This window comes from Bradyrhizobium sp. HKCCYLRH2047, from assembly GCF_051168175.1.
GTDB lineage: Bacteria > Pseudomonadota > Alphaproteobacteria > Rhizobiales > Xanthobacteraceae > Bradyrhizobium.
Map to the genome: position 1 here is coordinate 79,167 of NZ_JBNPUM010000013.1, position 21,111 is coordinate 100,277.

Here is a 21,111-nt window from a genome sequence, read left to right on the forward strand (position 1 = left end):
ACGCTGTGGCTCCAGCATGCCGCCTCATCACCGCCTGGGAGTGTAGGTCCCGGGTCGGCGCCCCGCCAGCGCTTCGCGCCGTCGGGGCTTGCCTGGGACGACAGCGGAGTTTTTGGCGCGAGCACGGCTCGCAGCCGGCGCCGATTTGCGTGGGGAACGCGCCGGATTCTGCCGTTCCGAGGGTGTCAATCCCGGCCAAATTCCCTACATTGCGGCCATGCCCAAAGCTCCCCAGAAAGCCGCCGCCACACCCGCCGCCCCTGTGCCTGCCGCCGCCAAGAATTTGGCGAAGGGCGCGGCCAAAGGCGATCATGTGTTCCTGGTCGACGGCTCGTCCTACATCTTCCGCGCCTATCACGCGCTGCCGCCGCTCAACCGCAAATCCGACGGTCTGAATCTCAATGCCGTGCTCGGCTTCTGCAACATGCTGTGGAAGCTGCTGCGCGACATGCCCGAGACCGACCGGCCGACGCATCTGGCGATCGTGTTCGACAAGTCCGAGGTCACGTTCCGCAACAAGATCTATGCCGACTACAAGGCGCACCGGCCGCCGGCGCCCGACGACCTGATCCCGCAATTCGCGCTGATCCGCGAGGCGGTCCGCGCCTTCGACCTGCCGTGCCTGGAGCAGTCGGGCTTCGAGGCCGACGACCTGATCGCGACCTATGCGCGGCTCGCCTGCGAGCGCGGCGCCACCACCACCATCGTGTCCTCCGACAAGGACCTGATGCAGCTCGTCAACGACTGCGTCACGATGTACGACACGATGAAGGACCGACGCATCGGCGTCGCCGAGGTGATCGAGAAGTTCGGCGTGCCGCCGGAGAAGGTGGTCGAGGTGCAGGCGCTGGCCGGCGATTCCACCGACAACGTGCCGGGCGTGCCCGGCATCGGCATCAAGACCGCGGCGCAGTTGATCACCGACTATGGCGACCTCGAAGGCCTGCTGACGCGCGCGGTCGAGATCAAGCAGCCGAAGCGACGCGAGGCTTTGATCGAGAACGCCGAGAAGGCGCGGATCTCGCGCCAGCTGGTGCTGCTCGACGACAAGGTCGCGCTCGAGGTGCCGCTGGACGATCTGGCCGTCCACGAGCCCGATCCGCGCAAGCTGATCGCCTTCCTCAAGGCGATGGAGTTCTCGACGCTGACGCGACGCGTCGCGGAGTATTCGCAGATCGATCCGGCGGATGTGACGGCGGATGAGCAGTTGAAAAGTGGCGCAGGCACTGCTCCCTCCGTTCCCTCCCCCCTTGTGGGGGAGGGTCAGGGAGGGGGGCGCTCCACGAGCGGTCCCTCCGGAGCACCCCCCTCCCCAACCCTCCCCCACAAGGGGGGAGGGAGCCCTCGCACCGGAGATCCGCGGATAGACAAGTCCGCAATGAGCAAGGGCACGCCCGCTGGTCTCGCCGAGACCAGGGCGGAGGCGGCCAAGAGCGCGCGGATCGATCGCGACAAGTATCAGACTGTCCGCAGCCTGCCCGAGCTGAACGCCTGGCTGGCGCGCGTGCACGATCTCGGCCGCGTCACGATCGATGTGAAGGCCAGCTCGATCGATCCGATGCAGGCGAGCCTGTGCGGCCTTTCGCTGGCGCTGGCGCCGAACGAGGCCTGCTACATCCCGCTGGCGCATCGCCAGGCCGGCGATGGCGGCGGGTTGTTCGATGCCGGGCTCGCGCCCGACCAGATCAAGGAGAGCGATGCGCTTGCGGCGCTGAAGCCGATCCTCGAATCGGCCGGGTTGCTGAAGATCGGCTACAACATCAAGTTCCTCGCCGTGCTGCTGGCGCAACACGGCATCATCCTTGCGAATGTCGATGACATCCTGCTGATGAGCTACGCGCTCGACGCCGGGCGCGGCTCGCACAAGCTCGACTCGCTGGCCGAGCACGTGCTCGCCCACGCCCTCCTCAGCGAGAGCGAGCTGATCGGCAGCGGCCGGAACAAGCTGACCTTCGAGCAGGTCGCAATCGATCGCGCCACCGCGCATTCCGCGGAAGCCGCCGATGTCATCCATCGGGTCTGGCGCGTGCTGAAGCCGCGCCTCACGGCCGAGCGCATGACCGCCGTCTACGAGACCTTGGAGCGGCCGCTGATCTCCGTGCTCGCACGCATGGAGCGGCGCGGCATCTCGATCGACCGGCAGGTGCTGTCGCGCCTCTCCGGCGACTTTGCCCAGACGGCGGCGCGCGTCGAGGCCGAGCTGCAGGAGCTGGCCGGCGAGCCGATCAATGTCGGTAGCCCCAAGCAGATCGGCGACATCCTGTTCGGCAAGATGGGGCTTTCGGGCGGCACCAAGACCAAGACCGGCGCCTGGTCGACCTCCGCTTCGATCCTCGATGACCTCGCCGAGCAAGGCAACGATTTCGCGCGCAAGATCCTGGAATGGCGCCAGGTCTCGAAGCTGAAATCGACCTACACCGATGCGCTGCCGACCTATGTCAACCCGCAGACGCATCGCGTGCACACCACCTACGCGCTGGCGGCGACCACGACGGGGCGGCTGTCGTCGAACGAGCCGAATTTGCAGAACATCCCGGTCCGGACCGAGGACGGCCGCAAGATCCGCCGCGCCTTCATCGCCGCACCCGGCCACAAGCTGGTGTCGGCCGACTACTCGCAGATCGAGCTGCGGCTGCTGGCGGAGATCGCCGACATTCCCGTGCTGAAGCAGGCGTTCAAGGACGGGCTCGACATCCACGCGATGACGGCGTCGGAGATGTTCGGCGTGCCGATCAAGGACATGCCGAGCGAGGTCCGCCGCCGCGCCAAGGCGATCAATTTCGGCATCATCTACGGCATCTCCGCCTTCGGCCTCGCCAACCAGCTCGGCATCGCCCGCGAGGAGGCCTCGGCCTACATCAAGCGCTATTTCGAGCGCTTCCCGGGCATCCGCGACTATATGGACGAGACCCGCGAGTTCTGCCGTAAGAACGGCTATGTCGTCACGCTGTTCGGCCGCAAGTGCCATTACCCGGAGATCAAGGCGTCGAACGCCTCGGTCCGCGCCTTCAACGAGCGCGCCGCGATCAACGCGCGGCTGCAGGGCACGGCTGCGGACATCATCCGCCGCGCCATGACGCGGGTGGAAGAGGCGCTGGCGCAAAAGAAGCTGTCGGCTCAGATGCTGCTGCAGGTGCATGACGAACTGATCTTCGAGGTCCCGGACGACGAGGTCGCGGCAACTCTGCCAGTCGTGCAGCACGTCATGCAGGACGCCCCGTTCCCGGCCGTGCTGCTGTCGGTCCCGTTGCACGTCGACGCGCGCGCGGCCGACAATTGGGACGAGGCGCATTGAGCTGATAACACGGCGCCCTCCTGCATCATCGATGGTTGGTGGAGGCCTCGCTGTATCGCCGCCCCCTTCTGTCGTCCCGGCCTTGAGCCGGGATCCATACCCCCAGGGAATGGTTTGAGGCGCACTGGTCATTGGCCCTTTGCCCGACACGACCGCCGCGGCGTATGGGTCCCGGATCGGCGCCGTGCCGCGCTAGCGCGCGTCACGGCTTGTCCGGGACGACAGCGGGGCGAGAAGACGCATTCACGTTTCAAACAACTGACGACAGAATAAGGACAAGGCTTTGCATTCTCGCGGCACATCGTGCCCGAGGCTTGCGATCAGTCGGCCCTTTTGCAACGGCGCAAAGGGCGCAGGGAAGGCCGGGCCCCGACTGAGGCCCGTGGCCCGCCTGCTCAAAAAAATGCAGGCGGCAGGTACCACAGGTTCAGCCGGACAGACCCGGCCCTCCCTGCGCGATGGGTTGAACGTCTGCTCCGCGCTCTCCCCGGGGACCGGCTTGTTTGCCCCCGTCACCAGCGCGACACGTGATGTCACGCAGGCTTGGCGCCAGCTTCGGGGCGCCAGGACCACACGGCTTGAACGTCCGCGAGCTGCCAATCGTCCAGCGCATCAGCACCTGACAGGCCCGCGGCCACCGCTCCCCGCCTCTACGTATCGTGACGACGCGTACGCCCCTCTGCATGAGGACGGGATGCACGGATCAAACCATGATTTCGGAAAAATAGCAACAAGAAAGTTTTGGGGCGAGAACGTTGCTTGATGCGGCGGCGACGCCGGCCTCCAACCGAGGTCACTCGGCCCCCGCGGCGATTTTACCTGTCGTTAGGCACGATGAGATCGCGCCTGGTCATCCGGACGACCGGTAACACGGCGTGCAGCGTGCCCTGGCAGAGTTGGAGGGGCACCGCGTGCGCGTGATCGCGTGACGGCATCGACCAACCCTACGCCACGACTGCGCCGATGGCGCCGAACACCCTGGCCTCGACAGGCTCCCATGACCGCGATCTCATCCGCAGCCCACCCCGAGATGCGCGACCGGCGCGCGCTGCTGATCGTGCTGGTCGCGCTCGTGCTCTACAATGGCGCCTATCTCGTCAGCTGGGCGCTGTCCTCGCCGCAGCCGGCGTTCGGTGACTTCTTCGGCCTGTGGTCGTTCGGCAAGTATGCCGCGCTATCTGGCGCCGGCATCTACGATCCTGTCGCGCTCGCGCGCTACCAGCAGACGCTGGATCCCGCCCTCGGCGGCGGCGGATTTCCCTATCCTTACCCGCCGACCTTCCTGCTGGCGTTGATCCCACTGGGGATGCTGGCGCTGCCTGTCGCCTATGTCTCGTGGATCTCGGTGACGTTCGCGCTGCATGGCCTGGCGACGCTCGGCCGCGACTGGCGCTCGCTGTCGGGCCTTGCGCTGCTCGCCGCGCCGACGACGCTGATCAACGCGATCACCGGCCAGAACGGTTTTCTCTCGGCGGCCTTGCTGATCGGCGGACTGCGCCTGCTCGCGCGCCATCCCGTCATTGCCGGCGTCCTGCTCGGCCTGCTCGCCTACAAGCCGCAATTCGTGCTGTTGATGCCGGTCGTGCTGCTGGCGTCGCGCAACTGGCGCGCCATCCTGTCGGCCATCGCCACGACCGTGATCGTCGCGGTCGTTACCAGCGCTGCGCTCGATCCGTGGATCTGGCTCGAATGGATCGTGAAGTTTCCGAGCTATCAGGCGCAATTGCAGGCCAACCAGCCCAGCCTCGATCACATGATGCCGACGGTCATCGCGGGCCTGCACACGCTCGGCGCGCCGCCGCCGATCGGCTACCTGGTTCAGCTGCTGTTGTCCTGCTCCATCGTCGTGATGGTCTGGGATGCGTGGCGACGCGGCTCAACGCAGCAGGCGATCGCGCTGGTCGCGGTCGGCAGCATCATCGCCACGCCCTATGCGATGATCTATGACATGCCGATGGTGGCGGCGGGGATCGCGATCCACTGGAAGGCGCGGAGCGACGCCGGAGAGCCGATCGCGCCGCTGGAGATCGGCGTGGTGATCGCGCTGGGGGCCTGCCTGCTCGCCATGATCGGGCACTCCGTGCCGCTCGCGGCGGCCATTCTGCTGGTGCTGCTGGCATTGAGCATCGCCGGTGTGTTCGACCGCTCCGGCAGACGGCTGCCGGCGCTGAACGCCGCGCCGCCGCCGGCGGGCTGATTGCTCTCGGTGCAATCGATCGGATGACGATGCGCGATCGTCCGCGCTAAAGCAGGCGGCAGAGATCCCGATCATCGAGCCAGTCATGCCGCACACATCGTCCCTGCTCGCCTTCGCGCTCGTCTCGCTCGGCATGGTGCTGACGCCCGGGCCGAACATGATCTATCTGATCTCGCGCTCGATCACGCAGGGCCACGCCGCCGGCCTGATCTCGCTCGGCGGCGTCGCCACAGGCTTTCTGGCCTACATGCTGGCCGCGGCGTTCGGCATTACGGCGCTGCTGTTTGCCGTGCCGTTCGCCTATGACGCGCTGCGCCTCGCCGGCGCGGCCTACCTGCTTTATCTGGCCTGGCAGGCGGTGAAGCCGGGCGGACGCTCGCCATTCCAGGTGAGGAAGCTCGCCATCGACAGCCCGCGTCGGCTGTTCCTGATGGGGCTCGCCACCAACCTGCTGAACCCGAAGATCGCGATGCTGTATCTGGCGCTGCTGCCGCAGTTCATCGATCCCGCTGTCGGCAGCGTGCTGACGCAGTCGGTGGTGCTGGGCGCGATCCAGATCGTGATCAGCGTCAGCGTCAACGCCATGATCGCCATGGCGGCGGGATCGATCGCGCTGTTCCTGGCGACACGGCCGAGCTGGGCGCTGGTACAGCGCTATCTGATGGGCACGGTGCTCGCGGGACTTGCGGTGCGGATGGCGCTGGAGGCGCGGCGCGGGTGATTTCCATCGGCTCCTCCGTCCTGTCCGCCGAAGCTCCCTTTAGCGACGGGGGATGTGGAAGAGGCCGGCTCGGCGCCGGCATGCGACGGGGCGGGCATGTTCGCGCTAGAGCGATACCGCCCGCGTGGCTCCCCCTCCCCGGCCCTCCCCCGCAAGCGGGAGAGGGAGCGCACCGCCGGCGCGGAAGACAGCATCGCCCCCCAGCGACAGAGCAGCGGCCATCAATCCAGCTTCGCCTCCATGCCGCGCTTCACGGCGGGGCGGGCCATCAGGGTATCGTACCAGCGCTTGACGTGGGGGAAGTCGGCCAGATCGACCTTGTGGCGCGGGTGGCGCCAGGCCCAGCCGAGAATGGCGAAGTCGGCGATCGAGAGCGCGCCTGCGACGAACTCGTGCTGCGCCAGCCGGCGGTCGAGCACGCCATAGAGCCGGACCGTCTCGGCCATGTAGCGCTTGAGGCCGTAGGCGCGGTCCTGTTCGTCGGTCAACGCGATGAAATGGTGCACCTGGCCGGGCATCGGGCCGAAACCGCCCATCTGCCACATCAGCCATTCATAGACCGGGATCCGCTCGGCGACGGATCTCGGCAGGAACTGGCCGGTCTTCTCGGCCAGATAGAGCAGGATGGCGCCGGACTCGAACACGCTGACCGGCTTGCCATCCGGGCCGTCGGGATCGACGATCGCCGGGATCTTGTTGTTGGGGCTGATCGCCAGGAACTCCGGCGCCATCTGGGCGCCCTTGGTGATGTCGACCGGAATGACGCGGTAGGGCAGCGCCATCTCCTCCAGCGCGACCGAGATTTTGCGCCCGTTCGGGGTGTTCCAGGTGTACAGCTCGATCGTCATACGGGCATCCTTCCCAATCGTCCTTGCTTGGTCGCGGGCTCCCATTAGCTCGAAACTGCATCCGGCTTCAAACGTAGCGTTGTTGATGGGACATCGTGGCGGCTGGTCTCCGCCGCCCGCCCCCGATAGATTGCGCCACCCAAGAATCCACCCTCAGGGGAAACGCCGTGTCCAAATCCGCCTCCCGCGCCCGCCTCCTCGAGATCATCCGCAGGCGCTCGTTCGGCCGTGGCGAGATCACGCTGGCCTCCGGCCGCAAGAGCGACTTCTATTTCAACCTGAAGCCGACCATGATGGACCCGGAGGGCGCCACGTTGCTCGCCGAGCTCACCTATGAGGCGCTGAAGGACGAAGGCTTCGATTATATCGGCGGCCTGGAGATGGGCGCGGTGCCGCTGGCCGGCGCCATCGCCCAGATCTCCTGGATCAAGGGCCATCCGATCGCGGCCTTCTTCGTGCGCAAGAAGCCGAAGGAGCACGGCGCCAGGCTGGCGATCGAGGGCCTCGCCCGGGACGAGACCCTGGCGGGCAAACGCATCGTCGTGGTCGAGGACGTCACCACCACCGGCGGCTCGGCGATGAAGGCGGTGGAAGCCCTGCGCGAGGCCGGCGCCGAGGTGGCGCTGGTGTTCACCATGGTCGATCGCGAGGAAGGCGCCGCCGAGACCTTCGCCCAGGCCGGCCTGCCGTTCCAGGCGCTCTACAAGGCGCGCGAATTCCTCTGAGGCGCCTGGCGCGCGGCGCAATTCACTGCCCGCGCATACCGCTCATTTACCAACGCCCGTTAAGGTTACCGCAAAGCTGATGGCGCCGTGCCTTGGGCATGGCGCGTTCGATCGCACATGATCGGGCGACGTGGGTTGCCGCGTCACGGCGTGGCTTTGCGGTGAAGATCCTGGCGATGGAGCGGGCGTTGCGTAGCGTGTTGTCGTTTCGGCGGAGGTCCCGCCACGTCGCTGTCGCGGCGACGGTCGGCCTCGTCGCCGCCGGCGCGCTGGCGCCGCGGATGGCGTCGGCCCAGGGCCTGTTCGACTTCCTGTTCGGCGGCTTCAACAAGCCGCAATCGCAGCGGCCAGCGCAGGGCAGCTCCTTCGATCCGTTCGGCACCAACCCGCAGGCCGCCCCACAGCCGCGCGTGGCGTCTGGATCAGGCGCGGCGTTCTGCGTGCGCACCTGTGACGGCCGCTATTTTCCGCTGACGCGCGGCCTCGCCTCGCCGGCGCAGATGTGCCAGGCGTTCTGCCCGGCGAGCCCGACCAGGATCTATTACGGCTCCAACATCGACTACGCGACCGCCAGCAATGGCGAGCGCTATGCCGACAGCGAGACCGCGTTCGCCTATCGGCAGGCGCTGCGCGCCGACTGCACCTGCAACGGCCGCGATCCGGCCGGGCTGGCGCCGGTCGACCTGTCGCTCGACACCTCGCTGCGTCCCGGCGACGTGGTCGCCACCAGCGACGGCCTCGTCGCCTATTCGGGCACGCGCGGCAGCGGCGGCCAGCCGGCCGACTTCAAGCCGGTCGCCTCCTATCCCGGGCTGACCTCGGACACGCGGGCCAAGCTGAGCGAGATGAAGGTGGCGCCGGTGCGCGCCGAGATGCTGGCGGCCGATGCGCTCGCCGCCATGCCGCCGCCCGAGGCCAATGCCGGCAATGTCAGCGTCGCGCCGCCGATGGCAATCGCGCCGAAGCCGGCCACGGGCCGCGCCAAACGCGCGGACGTGGATTGAATTTTAGTCCTCGTCATTGCGAGCGCAGCGCAGCAATCCAGAGTCTCGCACTCCACCCTGGATGCTTCCGCCTTCGCCCTGCGGGCTTCGGCGGACACGTCGCTGCGCTCGCAATGACGGAACGCTGACCTAGCGTCCCACGATCACGCCGATGACGTTCGGCGCTTCCAGGTACTTTTCCTCGATCGCCGCCCGCGCGGCGGCGCGGTTGTCCGGCGTCAGCAGGCCGCGCTTCTCGGCGAGGATCATCCAGCAGAAGCCCCACCAGTCCGACAGCATGCCTTCGTCGTCGACCAGATCGTAGCCTTGCTCGGCGGCAAAGATGCGCGCCCGCGCCTCGTCGAGGCCATCGAGGAAGGTGTGGTCGGTGGCCGAGAACAGGTCGTCGGAAATGTCGTCGGTGGTGTAGCCCCAGACCGACATGCACACCGCGTTGAACGCGCGGTCGATCTGGTCGTCGTCGACGGCCCGCCGCCGCGCGGTCTTGTGCAGCCGCGTCAGACTGCGCGCGAAGTCGGCAATGCGGGTCAGGGCCAGAGGATCGAAGGCGATATTGGACATGGGTGTGCTCGCGGGATGCACTGATGCCGGGGGCTGGCGGATCGAATCGCTGTAGGGATAACGATCGCTTGCTAAATTGTTCTTAATTTGTTCTATTTGAAAAAGGAAGTCAATTGTCGTCGTCCCGGCCCCCGAGCCGGGACCCAGACCCACCGCAGCCGATTGCTTGGCACGCGCTATGAGCACTGAGGCCGCATGGACGGTCTACATTCTTGCCAGCGGCCACCACGGCACGCTGTACATCGGGGTGACCAACGATGTCAGGAAGCGCCTTGAAGACCACCGTGCCGGGCGAGGGTCCAAGTTCGTCAGCAGGTACAAGGTTTTTCGGCTTGTCTATGTCGAACGTTTCGCGCGCCCGCTAGAGGCGATCGCCCGCGAGAAGCAGCTCAAGAATTGGCATCGCGACTGGAAGGTCGAGCTGATTGAGACGGACAACCCTGATTGGAGTGACTTGTCGGGCCTGATCGTAGGCCGGTGAGTCTGGATCCCGGCTTTCGCCGGGATGACGACGGTCGAGAGACCTCGATCCATCTCTCCCACGCACCCGCAGCAACAGCCTTCCGCGTTCCCTGCCCGGAACCCGGCCTGAACTTTGCATCATTTTCCATCACCTTGCTGTGCGGACCAGCCTTTCCCCGGGTTTCGGACCGCGCGCAACCATCGTATGCTTTTACCGGTTCCTCGTAGCATCACAGGTTTCCAAGGTGACAGATCAGCCGTCCCAGCGCAGCTTCGTAAGCACCGGCCAGCCCGTCGACGAATTGGCGGTCGCTGAGATCAAGAGCGACATCCTGGCCAAGCTTCGCCTCGCCATCGGCAAGGAGGCGAGCCAGGCGACGCAACAGGACTGGTATCACGCCGCGGCGCTGACCTTGCGCGACCGCATCGTGCATCGCTGGCTGACCGCGGACAAGGAGAGCTACGATGCCGGGCGCAAGCGGGTCTATTATCTCAGCCTCGAATTCCTGATCGGCCGTCTGTTCACCGACGCGCTCAACAACATGGGCCTGATGAAGGTGTTCGAGACCGCGCTCGGCGATCTCGGCGTCGGCCTGATGGACCTGCGCAAATGCGAGCCGGATGCCGCGCTCGGCAATGGCGGCCTGGGACGACTGGCGGCCTGCTTCATGGAGAGCATGTCGACGTTGCAGATCCCGGCGATCGGCTACGGCATCCGCTATGATTTCGGCCTGTTCCGCCAGGTCATCGTCGACGGCTGGCAGCACGAATATCCCGACGTCTGGCTGTCGTTCGGCAATCCCTGGGAGTTCCAGCGCCCCGAGGTGGTCTATCACGTCCATTTCGGCGGCGGCGTCGAGCATGTCGACGACAAGGGCCGCGACCGCGCGATCTGGCATCCCGGCGAAACCGTGCAGGCGGTCGCCTATGACACGCCGATCGTCGGCTGGCGCGGCCAGCATGTGAATGCGCTCAGGCTGTGGTCGGCGCGCTCGCCCGACCCGCTGAAGCTCGACGTGTTCAACTCCGGCGACTATCTCGGCGCCTCCGCCGAAGAGGCGCGCGCCGAGGCGATCTGCAAGTTCCTGTATCCGAACGACGAGAGCCCGGCGGGCCGCGAGCTGCGGCTGCGCCAGGAATACTTTTTCGTCTCGGCCTCGCTGCAGGACCTCGTCAAGCGCCATCTCGGCTCCGACGGCCAGCTGCGCAGCCTGGCGCAGAAGGCCGCGGTGCAGCTCAACGACACGCATCCTTCGCTCGCGGTCGCCGAGCTGATGCGGATCCTGGTCGACCTGCACAATTTCCGCTGGGACGAGGCGTGGAAGATCACCATCGCGACCTTGTCCTACACCAACCACACGCTGCTGCCGGAGGCGCTCGAGACCTGGCCGGTCGAGCTGTTCGAGCGGCTGCTGCCGCGGCATCTCGAGATCATCTACCGCATCAATGCGCAGCATCTCGCGCTCGCCGAGCAGCGCGCACCGGGTGACATCGACTACCGCGCCTCGGTGTCCCTGATCGACGAGAAGAGCGGCCGCCGCGTGCGCATGGGCCAGCTCGCCTTCGTCGGCTCGCACCGCATCAACGGCGTCTCGGCGATGCATTCCGACCTGATGAAGGAGACCGTGTTCCACGATCTCAATCATCTCTATCCCGGCCGCATCACCAACAAGACCAACGGCATCACCTTCCGCCGCTGGCTGACCCTGGCCAATCCCAAGCTGACGAACCTGTTGTGCGAGGCCTGCGGCGACGCCGTCGTCGACGATCCGACCTTGCTCTCGAGCCTCGAGAGCTACGTCGCCGACGCCGGCTTCCACCAGAAGTTCCGCAGCGTGAAGCACCACAACAAGGTGCTGCTGGCGCGCCTGATCGGCGAGCGCATGAACGTGCGCCTCGATCCGGGCGCGCTGTTCGACGTGCAGATCAAGCGCATTCACGAATACAAGCGCCAGCTCCTGAACATCCTGGAAGCGGTCGCCCTGTACCAGGACATGAAAGATGATCCGCAGCGCGACTGGGTTCCGCGGGTGAAGATCTTCGCCGGCAAGGCCGCGGCGAGCTACCGCTACGCCAAGCTGATCATCAAGCTGATCAACGACGTCGCCGAGGTCGTCAACAACGATCCCGCGATCGGCGGCAAGCTGAAGGTCGTGTTCATGGCGGACTACAATGTCAGCCTGGCCGAAGCGATCATTCCCGCGGCGGATCTCTCCGAGCAGATCTCGACCGCCGGCATGGAGGCCTCCGGCACCGGCAACATGAAGCTGGCGCTGAACGGCGCGCTTACCATCGGCACGCTGGACGGCGCCAATATCGAGATCCGTGACAATGTCGGCGCCGACAACATCGCGATCTTCGGCATGGAGGCCGACGAGGTCATGCTCCGCCGCAAGCAGGGGCTGGACGCGACCGACGTGATCCACCGGTCACCGCGGCTGGCGCGCGCGATCGATGCGATCGCGACCGGCGCGTTCTCGCCGGACGAGCCCGGCCGGTTCGAGCCCATCGCACATGCGCTGCGCCATCTCGACCACTACATGGTCTCGGCCGATTTCGATTCCTACTACGAGGCCCAGCGCGGCATCGATGCACGCTGGCAGACCGTGCCGGCCTGGACCCGCGCCTCGATCCTCAACGTCGCGCGCATGGCGTGGTTCTCCTCCGACCGCACCATCCGCGAATATGCCGACGACATCTGGAACGTGCCGGTCGGCCCGGTGATGGCACCGGTGCACGCGCAGCGGGCGTGACGGGCCCTTCCCCTCGCCTTCAGCAATGACCCATGACGTCATTGCAGAGGCGTTCCATTGCGTTTCACCTGACGGCCATCATACGATGACCGTCGGGAGGAATGCATGACCGAACCGCCAGCTCACCTGTTCGACGACGCCACCCGCGTCACCGCCGGCGACAGCCGCTGGCAGGGAAGGACCAGCCCGGATTACTGGGCTTTCGTCGGCCCGTTTGGCGGCGTCACGGCGGCGACCGTGCTGCGCGCCTTGATCCAGCATCCGCAAATCGCCGGCGATCCGCTGGCGCTGACGGTCAACTACTGCGCGCCGATCGCGGAAGGGCCGTTCGATCTCGACGTCCGGCTGGTGAAGGCCAACCGGTCGTCGCAGCATTGGTGCGTCGAGCTGAGCCAGGGCGATGCCGACGCGGCCACGCTGGCGACCGCTGTCTTCGCCGAGCGCCGGCCATCGTGGTCGCACCAGCCGGCCGTCAAGCCCGACGCGCCGCCGTTCGATCAGGTCAGGCGCTATCCTGATGCGGGAATGTCCTGGACCAAACAATACGACTTCCGTTTCGTGGAGGGACGGCCGGACTTCGGCAACCGTTCAGACGAACCGCGCAGCGCCTATTCGCGGCTGTGGATCTCCGACCGCAAGCCGCGCAAGCTGGATTGCCTGTCGCTGCTGTCGATGTCGGACGCCTTCTTCGGCCGCGCGTTCCACGTCCGCGGCGAGTTGATTCCGTTCGGCACGGTGTCGCTGACCACCTACTTCCACGTCAGCCGCGAGGAACTGGCCGCCGAGGACATCACGCATGTGCTCGCGACCGCAGACGCCAAGGTGTTCAACAGGAGCTACCAGGACCAGCATGGCGAGCTGTGGTCGCCGTCCGGCCGGCTGCTCGCGACGACGACGCAGATCGCGTATTTCAAGGCGTGAGCCTGGACGCCGGCCAAATGAACGGTGTCGTCCCGGCCTTGAGCCGGGACCCATAACCACCGTCGGCAATTTGGCGAAGGCTGGAGCGGCCAGCATGCCGCATCACACCGCCCTGTGGTTATGGGTCCCGGCGTTCGCCGGGACGACGGCGGTGGATGGGGCTTGAGTTCGCCCCTCTCGTGCATCAGCAGAGGGAGCGGGAAAATAGTAAGAGCCAGCCGCAATGCGGCTGGCCCATTCGCATTTGCAGCCCTACTCCGCCGCCAGCTTCAGATCCGGCGCCGCAGCGCGGACGTCGGCGTCAACCTGGGCTTCGAACTTGGCAAAATTCTTCTGGAACATGCCGACCAGCGCGCGCGCGGTCTTGTCGAACTCGGCCTTGTCCTTCCAGGTGTTGACCGGGTCGAGAATCTCGCTCGGCACGCCCGGCAGCGCGGTCGGCACCGCGAAGCCGAAATATTTGTCGGTGCGGAACTCGACGTTGCGCAAGGAGCCGTCGAGCGCCGCCGTCAGCAGCGCACGCGTCACCTTGATGGGCATGCGCGAGCCCGTGCCGTACTTGCCGCCGGTCCAGCCGGTGTTGACCAGCCAGCAGTCGACATTGTGCTCGGCGATCAGCTGCCGCAGCATGTTGCCGTAGACCGACGGATCGAGCGGCAGGAACGGCGAGCCGAAGCAGGTCGAGAATTCCGGCTGCGGCTCGTTGCCGAGGCCGCGCTCGGTGCCGGCGACCTTGGCGGTGTAGCCGGACAGGAAGTGATACATCGCCTGCGCCGGCGAGAGCTTTGCGATCGGCGGCAGCACGCCGAAGGCGTCGGCGGCGAGCATCACGACGTTCTTCGGATGCGGCGCGCGGCCCGTGCGCGAAGCGTTCGGAATGAAGTCGAGCGGATAGGCGGAGCGGGTGTTCTCGGTCTTGGAGCCGTCGTCGAAATCGGCAACGCGGGTGTCCTCGTCGAGCACCACGTTCTCGAGCACGGCGCCGAAACGGGTCGAGGCCGCGAAGATCTGCGGCTCGGCTTCCTTCGACAGCTTGATGCACTTGGCGTAGCAGCCGCCCTCGAAGTTGAACACGCCGGACGGGCCCCAGCCGTGCTCGTCGTCGCCGATCAGGGTGCGGTTCGGATCGGCCGACAGCGTGGTCTTGCCGGTGCCGGACAGGCCGAAGAAGATCGCGGTGTCGCCCTTCGGCCCGACATTGGCCGAGCAGTGCATCGGCATCACGCCGCGCGCGGGCAGATAGTAGTTGAGCGTCGTGAACACGCTCTTCTTCATCTCGCCGGCATAATAAGACCCGCCGATCAGGACGATCTTGCGGGCGAAATCGATCGCGACGACGTTCTGCGAGCGCACGCCGTGACGTTTCGGGTCGGCGCGGAAGCTCGGCATATCGATGATCGTGAGCTCCGGCACGAAGGTGTCGAGCTCGATCTTTTCGGGGCGGATCAGAAGCGTGCGGATGAAAAGCGAGTGCCAGGCGAGCTCGGTGAAAACGCGCGTCTTGATGCGGAAGGTGGGGTCGGCGCCGCCATAGAGATCCTGCGCGAACAGGGTCTTGCCTTCGGCGTGCTTGATGAAATCCTGATGCAGCGCCTCGAACTGCTCGGGCGTGATCGCCTGGTTGCCCGCCCACCACATTTTTTCGGTGGAGGCGTCGCGCACCGTGAACTTGTCCTTCGGGCTGCGACCGGTGAACTCGCCAGTATCCGCGCAAAGCGCCCCGTCGGCCGACAGCACCGCCTCGCCCGCCGCCAGCGAATACTGATAGAGCTGGGGAGCGCCGAGATTCCAGTGCACCTGCTTGAGGTTCTTTAAGCCGAACTTGTCGGCACCGAAGGCGCCGTTGCGAATACCCGTCTCTTGCACGAAGATCCCTCCTGAGAGCCCGCATCTGTTGCGCGCAGTCGCGCGCGTTGCGCGGTGACCGTTGCCGTTACATCGCCTTATCGAAGCGCGGTCGCCGACCTAATACTGATCAACGCTGGTCTTGCCAAGACGATCCGGCCTAATTGGTTATTGGCAATTCGTGATGCACGTAGCTCATCTTTTGCCGCGTCATGCACATTCCAGCAGCAGCCACCCGCGCTGCGCTGAGATGCTGCAACGCAACAGATATATCAGCGCGGTTGGGTTTCACAAGGAACGATGAACGACGCTCGAATCGACGGATTCGCGCAGGCAAACGAAGACCAAGCGACGACCGAGCATCCGGCAGCGGCTGTCGCAGCGCCTCGCGGAAACCGATCAAGGGAGGCCGCCCGAGCCGACGGAATGTGCCGGTGATCGGCCGTGTCGTCGCCACACCCGATCAGCCAGCTTCCCTTCACGATGGCCTCGCGCCTGCGGGATCACATCGTCCGATTCTCCCGGCCGCGACGTCAACGAGCTCACTCGCGCCCACGCCACGAAGTTTGCGCGACGCTCACCCCTCTGCAGGACATGGAGCGCGCACATCGAGATTCACCACAAGCTGCCTTCATGCGTGAACTTCGCCGTCTTCCGTCACGGGAGATGAGCACAGTCATCAAAGTGGGCTCGAACTACACCTCACTTCGCGCGGGCCTCGTCAGCAAGCCGCACCAGCATCTTGCGCAACGCCCCGGGCGTGGTCACGCGCTCGGGAAACTCGAGCCGCAGCGTCCTGCCGTCGGCCATCAGATCCAATCCCTCCGGGTCACAGCCGCTACACCGCCACTCCGCTGCTTCGGCGCCGAGCAGCTTCGTCGCGTAGAGGGCGAGCGCCTCGCGGTGATCTTCGTTCATGTGATCGACGGCGCCCTGCTCTGCCAGAATCAGTTCGTCAGCAACGGATATATCCGTGAGAAACTGCTCCGGCTTGAGATCGACGATGCGGCCGAATCCGGCGACGAGATGCGCGCCTGACGGACGAATCACGAAGAACGAGAAGTCGGCGAATTCAGCATAGTCCGCAGCGGACGGATGCGCATTGAGATACCGACGGCGCAGCACCTCGCGATTGTCGTCGGCGGCCTGCTCGGCCTTGCCCGACAGCATGATGCGAGATCCCTCGAGCGGATCGCCCGGCGCGCGTTCATCGAGCATCAGCGACACGCGCGAATCGGCAAGTAGATTTCTGGTGTGCACAGCTAATCGCGAAATCAGGATGATCGGAGCACCATCGGACGCGGTGGCGACGTTGACGAGGGAGCAGTAGGGATCGCCAGAACCAACCATCAAGGTCGCAAGGGCGCCCTGCCGGCTTCGGCGCAGCAGGGAATGCGTGACGCGGTTAGGGTTAAAGCTCGCAGACATCGTCTTTCCCTCGTCCATCCAGTTGCAATGAAGGCCTTTTTTCGGCTAAACGGGCCACAAACCTGGGCACGGCACAAGACTTTGCCATGGTATTTGTGGAACTCGGTCACACTTCAGCCCAGCTTGCATTGCTCGTTGACCATGTTCGAAGCCCAAATACGCGGCCCTTATCTTGATTCTCGAAGTCTCGGCGTAACCAGACTCTGAAAGCAGGCTCATGCCCACAATCGCCTTGGTCGATGACGACCGCAACATTCTGACATCCGTCTCCATCGCGCTCGAGGCCGAGGGTTATCGGATCATGACCTATACCGATGGTGCGTCGGCGCTCGACGGTTTTCGGACCAGCCAGCCTGATCTCGCCATCCTCGACATCAAGATGCCGCGCATGGACGGCATGGAGACCCTGCGCCGGCTGCGCCAGAAGTCCGACCTGCCGGTGATCTTCCTCACCTCCAAGGACGAGGAGATCGACGAGCTGTTCGGCCTGAAGATGGGCGCGGACGACTTCATCCGCAAACCGTTCTCGCAGCGCCTGCTGGTGGAGCGCGTCAAGGCCGTGCTGCGCCGCTCGCAGCCGAAGGATCCGACGGCGCTGCCGAAGGAGAACGACGCCAAGGCGCTCGATCGCGGCCTGCTGCGCATGGATCCGGAGCGTCACACCTGCACCTGGAAGAACGAGCCGGTCACGCTGACCGTCACCGAGTTCCTGATCCTGCAGGCGCTGGCGCAGCGTCCGGGCGTGGTCAAGAGCCGCAATGCGCTGATGGACGCGGCCTATGACGACCAGGTCTATGTCGACGACCGCACCATCGACAGCCACATCAAGCGGCTGCGCAAGAAGTTCAAGATGGTCGACGAGGAGTTCGAGATGATCGAGACCCTCTACGGCGTCGGCTACCGCTTCAAGGAAACCTGACGCCAAGTCCCTGAAGCAGGGACCTGAAAGCATTGCCTTGCGCGACGTCATGCGAAATTGCGCGCTGACGTCGCGGTCTCGATTGGATAGGCTACGCCTCCTGCGCGTTTGTCCGAGCGCAGCTGCCGGAACGGGGCCATTGTTGCGGCGAATTCGGGTGCGGCAAGTCGAGTTCTCACGGGAATTCGCCGCACACTCCCTACGAAATTCGGAATCGGAGCACTCACATTGCTCGATCGCACGCAGCTTGACCCAGCCGTGAATGGCCACGACGCCGCGGCAACGATCGCGTCCGACGCGGCGGAAGAGACCCCGAAGGTCTCCGGCTGGCAGCGTCCGCTGAGCTGGCTGCGCCGCGCCGGACAGTTCCTGTTCGCGCTGTCGTTCTCGAGCCTCACCCGCCGCATCGTCTCGCTGAACATCGCCGGTCTGCTCGCACTGGTTGCAAGCATTCTGTATCTGTCGCAGTTCCGCGCCGGCCTGATCGACGCGCGCGCGCAGAGCCTGCTGGTGCAGGCCGAGATCATCGCCGGCGCCATCGCCGCCTCGGCAACGGTGCAGACCAACACCATCACCATCGATCCCGAGCGCCTGCTCGATCTCAAGCCCGGCGAGAGCTACGGCGCGCCGGACGAATATTCGCCGCTCGACTTCCCGATCAATCCGGAACGCGTCGCGCCGGTGCTACGCACGCTGATCTCTCCGACCAAGACGCGGGCGCGCATCTACGATCCGAATGGCGGCCTTCTGCTCGACAGCCGCAACCTCGAGAACGTCCTGCGCTTCGACCTGCCGCCGCCGTCGAGCGAGAAGCCCGGCTTCGTCGAGCGCGCGCTGATCTCGGTGCGCACCTGGCTCAATCGCGGCGACCTGCCGCTGTACCGCGAATACGGCCCCGAGAACGGCAACGGCTACGAGGAAGTCGCCGACGCGCTCAAGGGCCAGAAGCGCAGCATGGTCAGGGTCAACTCGCGCGGCGAAGTGATCGTCTCGGTCGCGGTATCGGTGCAGCGCTCGCGCACCATCCACGGCGCCCTGATGCTGTCGACGCAGGGCGACGACATCGACCAGATGGTCACCGCCGAACGTCTTGCCATTCTGAAGGTCGGCGGCGTTGCCTCCGCGGTCATGATCGTGCTGTCGCTCTTGCTCGCCAGCACGATCGCCGGTCCGGTGCGCCGGCTCGCCGACAGCGCCGAGCGGGTCCGCCGCCGCATCAAGACCCGCGTCGAGATCCCGGACTTCACCCGCCGCCGCGACGAGATCGGCCATCTCTCCGGCGCGCTGCGCGACATGACGGACGCGCTCTACAACCGCATCGAGGCGATCGAGATGTTCGCCGCCGACGTCGCCCACGAGCTCAAGAACCCGCTGACCTCGCTGCGCTCGGCGGTCGAGACCCTGCCGCTGGCCCGCAACGACAACAGCCGCGCCCGCCTGCTCGCCGTCATCGAGCACGACGTGAAGCGGCTCGACCGGCTGATCTCCGACATTTCCGACGCCAGCCGGCTCGATGCGGAGCTGCAGCGCCAGGACATGACGCTGGTCGATCTGCGCCGGCTGCTGAACACGCTGACCTCGGTCGCCAACGAGACCAAGCTCGGCACCGACGTCACCGTCGAGGTCCGCTTCGAGGGCCGCGGCGCCAACGACACGTTCTCGGTGCCCGGTCATGATTCGCGGCTCGGCCAAGTGATCTCCAACCTTCTGTCGAATGCACAATCGTTCTCCGCCGCCGGCGGCAAGGTGCGCATCACCTGCCGGCGCGTGCGCTCGGAGATCGAGATCACCGTCGATGATGACGGTCCCGGCATTCGCGAGGACGCCCTGCAGCGCATCTTCGAGCGGTTCTATACGGACCGGCCGCACCAGGGCTTCGGCCAGAATTCCGGCCTGGGCCTGTCGATCTCCAAGCAGATCATCGACGCCCATGGCGGGCGGATCTGGGCCGAGAACCGGCCCGGCCCTGTCGATGCCGACGGACATCCGACCTCGGCCGGGGCCCGCTTCATCGTCCGGCTGCCGGCGTCGTGACGAACGAAACGGCCAGCATCCATGCATCTGCCGTCCAGGTGGGGGAGCAGGCCGTCCTGATCCGGGGTCCCTCCGGTTCCGGCAAATCCCGACTCGCCTTCGATCTGATCCTCGCCGGACGCGCAGGACAGCTGCCGGCAACGGTTCTGGTGGGCGACGACCGTGTTCATCTCGCCACACGCGGCGGGGAAATGTGGGTGAGCCCCGCGCCCGCCCTGGCCGGGCTGATCGAGATCCGCGGCCTCGGAATCCGCGCCTGCGACCATGTGTCGGAGGCGAAACTTGGGCTTGTGGTTGACCTGATGGCTGAGGACGCTGCCCGCCTGCCGAACGCCGAATCGCTTCGGGTTCACCTCACCGGTATCGAATTGCCACGGATACCCGTCGGGCCCGGCTTTTCACCCTTCCCGATGGTTGTGGCGGCACTTATTACCACCCAGACTTTCATGTTCCGGTAATCTTTCGGCCGATTGTGTGGAGCAAATTGGTAACCATATCAGCCCCACTATCGCGACCGATGAGACCGCCGCCCCCTCCCATTCTGTATGCCAGAATCCGGGAGACTCGCGAATATGCCCTCTTGCGCGGGGGCTCCGGATGGTCAAAGTGGCGCGTTCGTGCGGTGCACCCAAGGCGCCCGCGAGGAGTATCCGATGATTGGCCTGGTACTGGTGACCCATGGGCGCCTCGCCGACGAGTTCAGGGCGGCGCTGGAACACGTCATGGGTCCTCAAAAACAAATCGAAGCGGTCACGATTGGCGCCGACGATGATTCCGATCTCTGTCGCAGCGACATCATCGAAGCCGTGAACCGCGTCGACACCGGCGACGGCGTCGCCATCCTCACCGACATGTTCGGCGGCACGCCGTCGAACCTTGCGATTTCCTGCATGAGCCGGCCCAAGGTCGAGGTGCTCGCGGGCATCAACCTGCCCATGCTGGTCAAGCTCGCCAAGGTGCGCGAGGAGCGCTCGCTGCCCGACGCCATCGCGATGGCGCAGGAGGCGGGGCGCAAATACGTCACCATCGCCAGCCGCGTGCTCGCCGGCAAATGAGCGACGAGGATGCTCCGCAGGACAACGTCGCCGGTCCGGCCGTCCCTGCCGGGGCCCTCTCGCGAGAGCTGCTGATCACCAACAAGCGCGGCCTGCATGCGCGGGCCTCGGCGAAATTCGTGCAGATGGTCGAGAAGTTCCAGGCCGAGGTCTGGGTGACGCGCGGCGGCGAGACCGTCGGCGGCCGCTCGATCATGGGCCTGATGATGCTGGCGGCGGCGCCGGGAACCAAGATCCTGGTTTCCGCCACCGGCCCTGAGGCCGAAGCCGCGCTGCAGGCGATCACCGACCTGGTGAACGACAAGTTCCACGAAGAAGGCGTGTGACCACCTAGGATCGTCAT

The 21,111-nt window shown here is 65.7% G+C and carries 17 protein-coding genes; 13 read left to right on the top strand and 4 right to left on the bottom strand.

All coding sequences use genetic code 11. The features are described from left to right. Positions 1-217: 217 nt before the first annotated feature. The 3 genes from polA (at position 218) to ACQR1D_RS26645 (ending at position 6,213) form a co-directional block, all read left to right on the top strand. Positions 218-3,295 carry a DNA polymerase I gene (gene polA / locus ACQR1D_RS26635; RefSeq protein ID WP_434838481.1) on the top strand — a complete coding sequence of 1,026 codons (3,078 nt, stop codon included), beginning with the start codon at positions 218-220 and terminating at the stop codon, positions 3,293-3,295. Between the two features lie 997 nt (positions 3,296-4,292). Continuing rightward, positions 4,293-5,492: a glycosyltransferase family 87 protein gene (locus ACQR1D_RS26640; RefSeq protein WP_434838480.1), complete on the top strand. Its 1,200-nt coding sequence runs from the start codon at positions 4,293-4,295 to the stop codon at positions 5,490-5,492. An 85-nt stretch (positions 5,493-5,577) separates the two neighbouring features. Continuing rightward, a complete protein-coding gene (locus ACQR1D_RS26645; RefSeq protein ID WP_315800494.1) occupies positions 5,578-6,213 on the top strand; it encodes a LysE family translocator in 636 nt (211 codons plus the stop codon). Between the two features lie 221 nt (positions 6,214-6,434). Here ACQR1D_RS26645 and ACQR1D_RS26650 read toward each other — a convergent pair whose 3' ends face one another. Beyond that, positions 6,435-7,061 (bottom strand): glutathione S-transferase family protein, encoded by a 627-nt coding sequence (locus tag ACQR1D_RS26650; protein WP_316183114.1) that lies wholly within the window; start codon positions 7,059-7,061, stop codon positions 6,435-6,437. A gap of 167 nt (positions 7,062-7,228) precedes the next feature. Here ACQR1D_RS26650 and pyrE point away from each other — a divergent pair, with 167 nt between their 5' ends. Then, entirely contained in the window at positions 7,229-7,786 is a 558-nt protein-coding gene (gene pyrE, locus ACQR1D_RS26655; RefSeq protein ID WP_316183115.1) for an orotate phosphoribosyltransferase, read from the top strand. A gap of 188 nt (positions 7,787-7,974) precedes the next feature. Then, a complete protein-coding gene (locus tag ACQR1D_RS26660) occupies positions 7,975-8,790 on the top strand; it encodes a DUF2865 domain-containing protein (protein WP_315800900.1) in 816 nt (271 codons plus the stop codon). 129 nt (positions 8,791-8,919) lie between these two features. On the opposite strand, the gene ACQR1D_RS26665 is transcribed toward ACQR1D_RS26660, so the two are convergent. Next, positions 8,920-9,351, bottom strand: coding sequence for a hypothetical protein (locus ACQR1D_RS26665; protein WP_315800497.1), 432 nt, complete (start codon positions 9,349-9,351; stop codon positions 8,920-8,922). A 178-nt stretch (positions 9,352-9,529) separates the two neighbouring features. Here ACQR1D_RS26665 and ACQR1D_RS26670 point away from each other — a divergent pair, with 178 nt between their 5' ends. From ACQR1D_RS26670 to ACQR1D_RS26680, 3 genes are all read left to right on the top strand, one after another. After that, the gene (locus ACQR1D_RS26670; RefSeq protein WP_434838479.1) at positions 9,530-9,832 is read left to right on the top strand and encodes a GIY-YIG nuclease family protein; all 303 of its coding nucleotides are present in this window, start codon (positions 9,530-9,532) and stop codon (positions 9,830-9,832) included. 226 nt (positions 9,833-10,058) lie between these two features. Continuing rightward, a complete protein-coding gene (locus ACQR1D_RS26675) occupies positions 10,059-12,566 on the top strand; it encodes a glycogen/starch/alpha-glucan phosphorylase (protein ID WP_315800499.1) in 2,508 nt (835 codons plus the stop codon). Positions 12,567-12,671: 105 nt separating this feature from the next. After that, complete coding sequence (locus ACQR1D_RS26680) at positions 12,672-13,487, top strand: acyl-CoA thioesterase (RefSeq protein ID WP_434838478.1); 816 nt, start codon at positions 12,672-12,674, stop codon at positions 13,485-13,487. Positions 13,488-13,739: 252 nt separating this feature from the next. Here the strand turns inward: ACQR1D_RS26680 and ACQR1D_RS26685 are convergent, their stop codons facing one another. Continuing rightward, positions 13,740-15,353, bottom strand: coding sequence for a phosphoenolpyruvate carboxykinase (locus ACQR1D_RS26685; RefSeq protein WP_434838477.1), 1,614 nt, complete (start codon positions 15,351-15,353; stop codon positions 13,740-13,742). 681 nt (positions 15,354-16,034) lie between these two features. After that, positions 16,035-16,760, bottom strand: coding sequence for a HugZ family protein (locus ACQR1D_RS26690; protein ID WP_316183117.1), 726 nt, complete (start codon positions 16,758-16,760; stop codon positions 16,035-16,037). Between the two features lie 217 nt (positions 16,761-16,977). Here ACQR1D_RS26690 and ACQR1D_RS26695 point away from each other — a divergent pair, with 217 nt between their 5' ends. The 5 genes from ACQR1D_RS26695 (at position 16,978) to ACQR1D_RS26715 (ending at position 21,094) form a co-directional block, all read left to right on the top strand. Beyond that, a complete protein-coding gene (locus tag ACQR1D_RS26695) occupies positions 16,978-17,679 on the top strand; it encodes a response regulator transcription factor (RefSeq protein WP_006611449.1) in 702 nt (233 codons plus the stop codon). A gap of 228 nt (positions 17,680-17,907) precedes the next feature. Beyond that, positions 17,908-19,713 carry a stimulus-sensing domain-containing protein gene (locus tag ACQR1D_RS26700; protein ID WP_434838476.1) on the top strand — a complete coding sequence of 602 codons (1,806 nt, stop codon included), beginning with the start codon at positions 17,908-17,910 and terminating at the stop codon, positions 19,711-19,713. Continuing rightward, on the top strand, positions 19,710-20,171 hold the full coding sequence (locus ACQR1D_RS26705; RefSeq protein WP_434838475.1) for an HPr kinase/phosphorylase: 462 nt from the start codon (positions 19,710-19,712) through the stop codon (positions 20,169-20,171). Before ACQR1D_RS26700 ends, ACQR1D_RS26705 begins: the two co-directional genes overlap by 4 nt. A 195-nt stretch (positions 20,172-20,366) precedes the next feature. After that, entirely contained in the window at positions 20,367-20,768 is a 402-nt protein-coding gene (locus ACQR1D_RS26710) for a PTS sugar transporter subunit IIA (RefSeq protein WP_006611446.1), read from the top strand. Next, positions 20,765-21,094: an HPr family phosphocarrier protein gene (locus tag ACQR1D_RS26715; protein ID WP_315734997.1), complete on the top strand. Its 330-nt coding sequence runs from the start codon at positions 20,765-20,767 to the stop codon at positions 21,092-21,094. Before ACQR1D_RS26710 ends, ACQR1D_RS26715 begins: the two co-directional genes overlap by 4 nt. Positions 21,095-21,111: the final 17 nt, after the last annotated feature.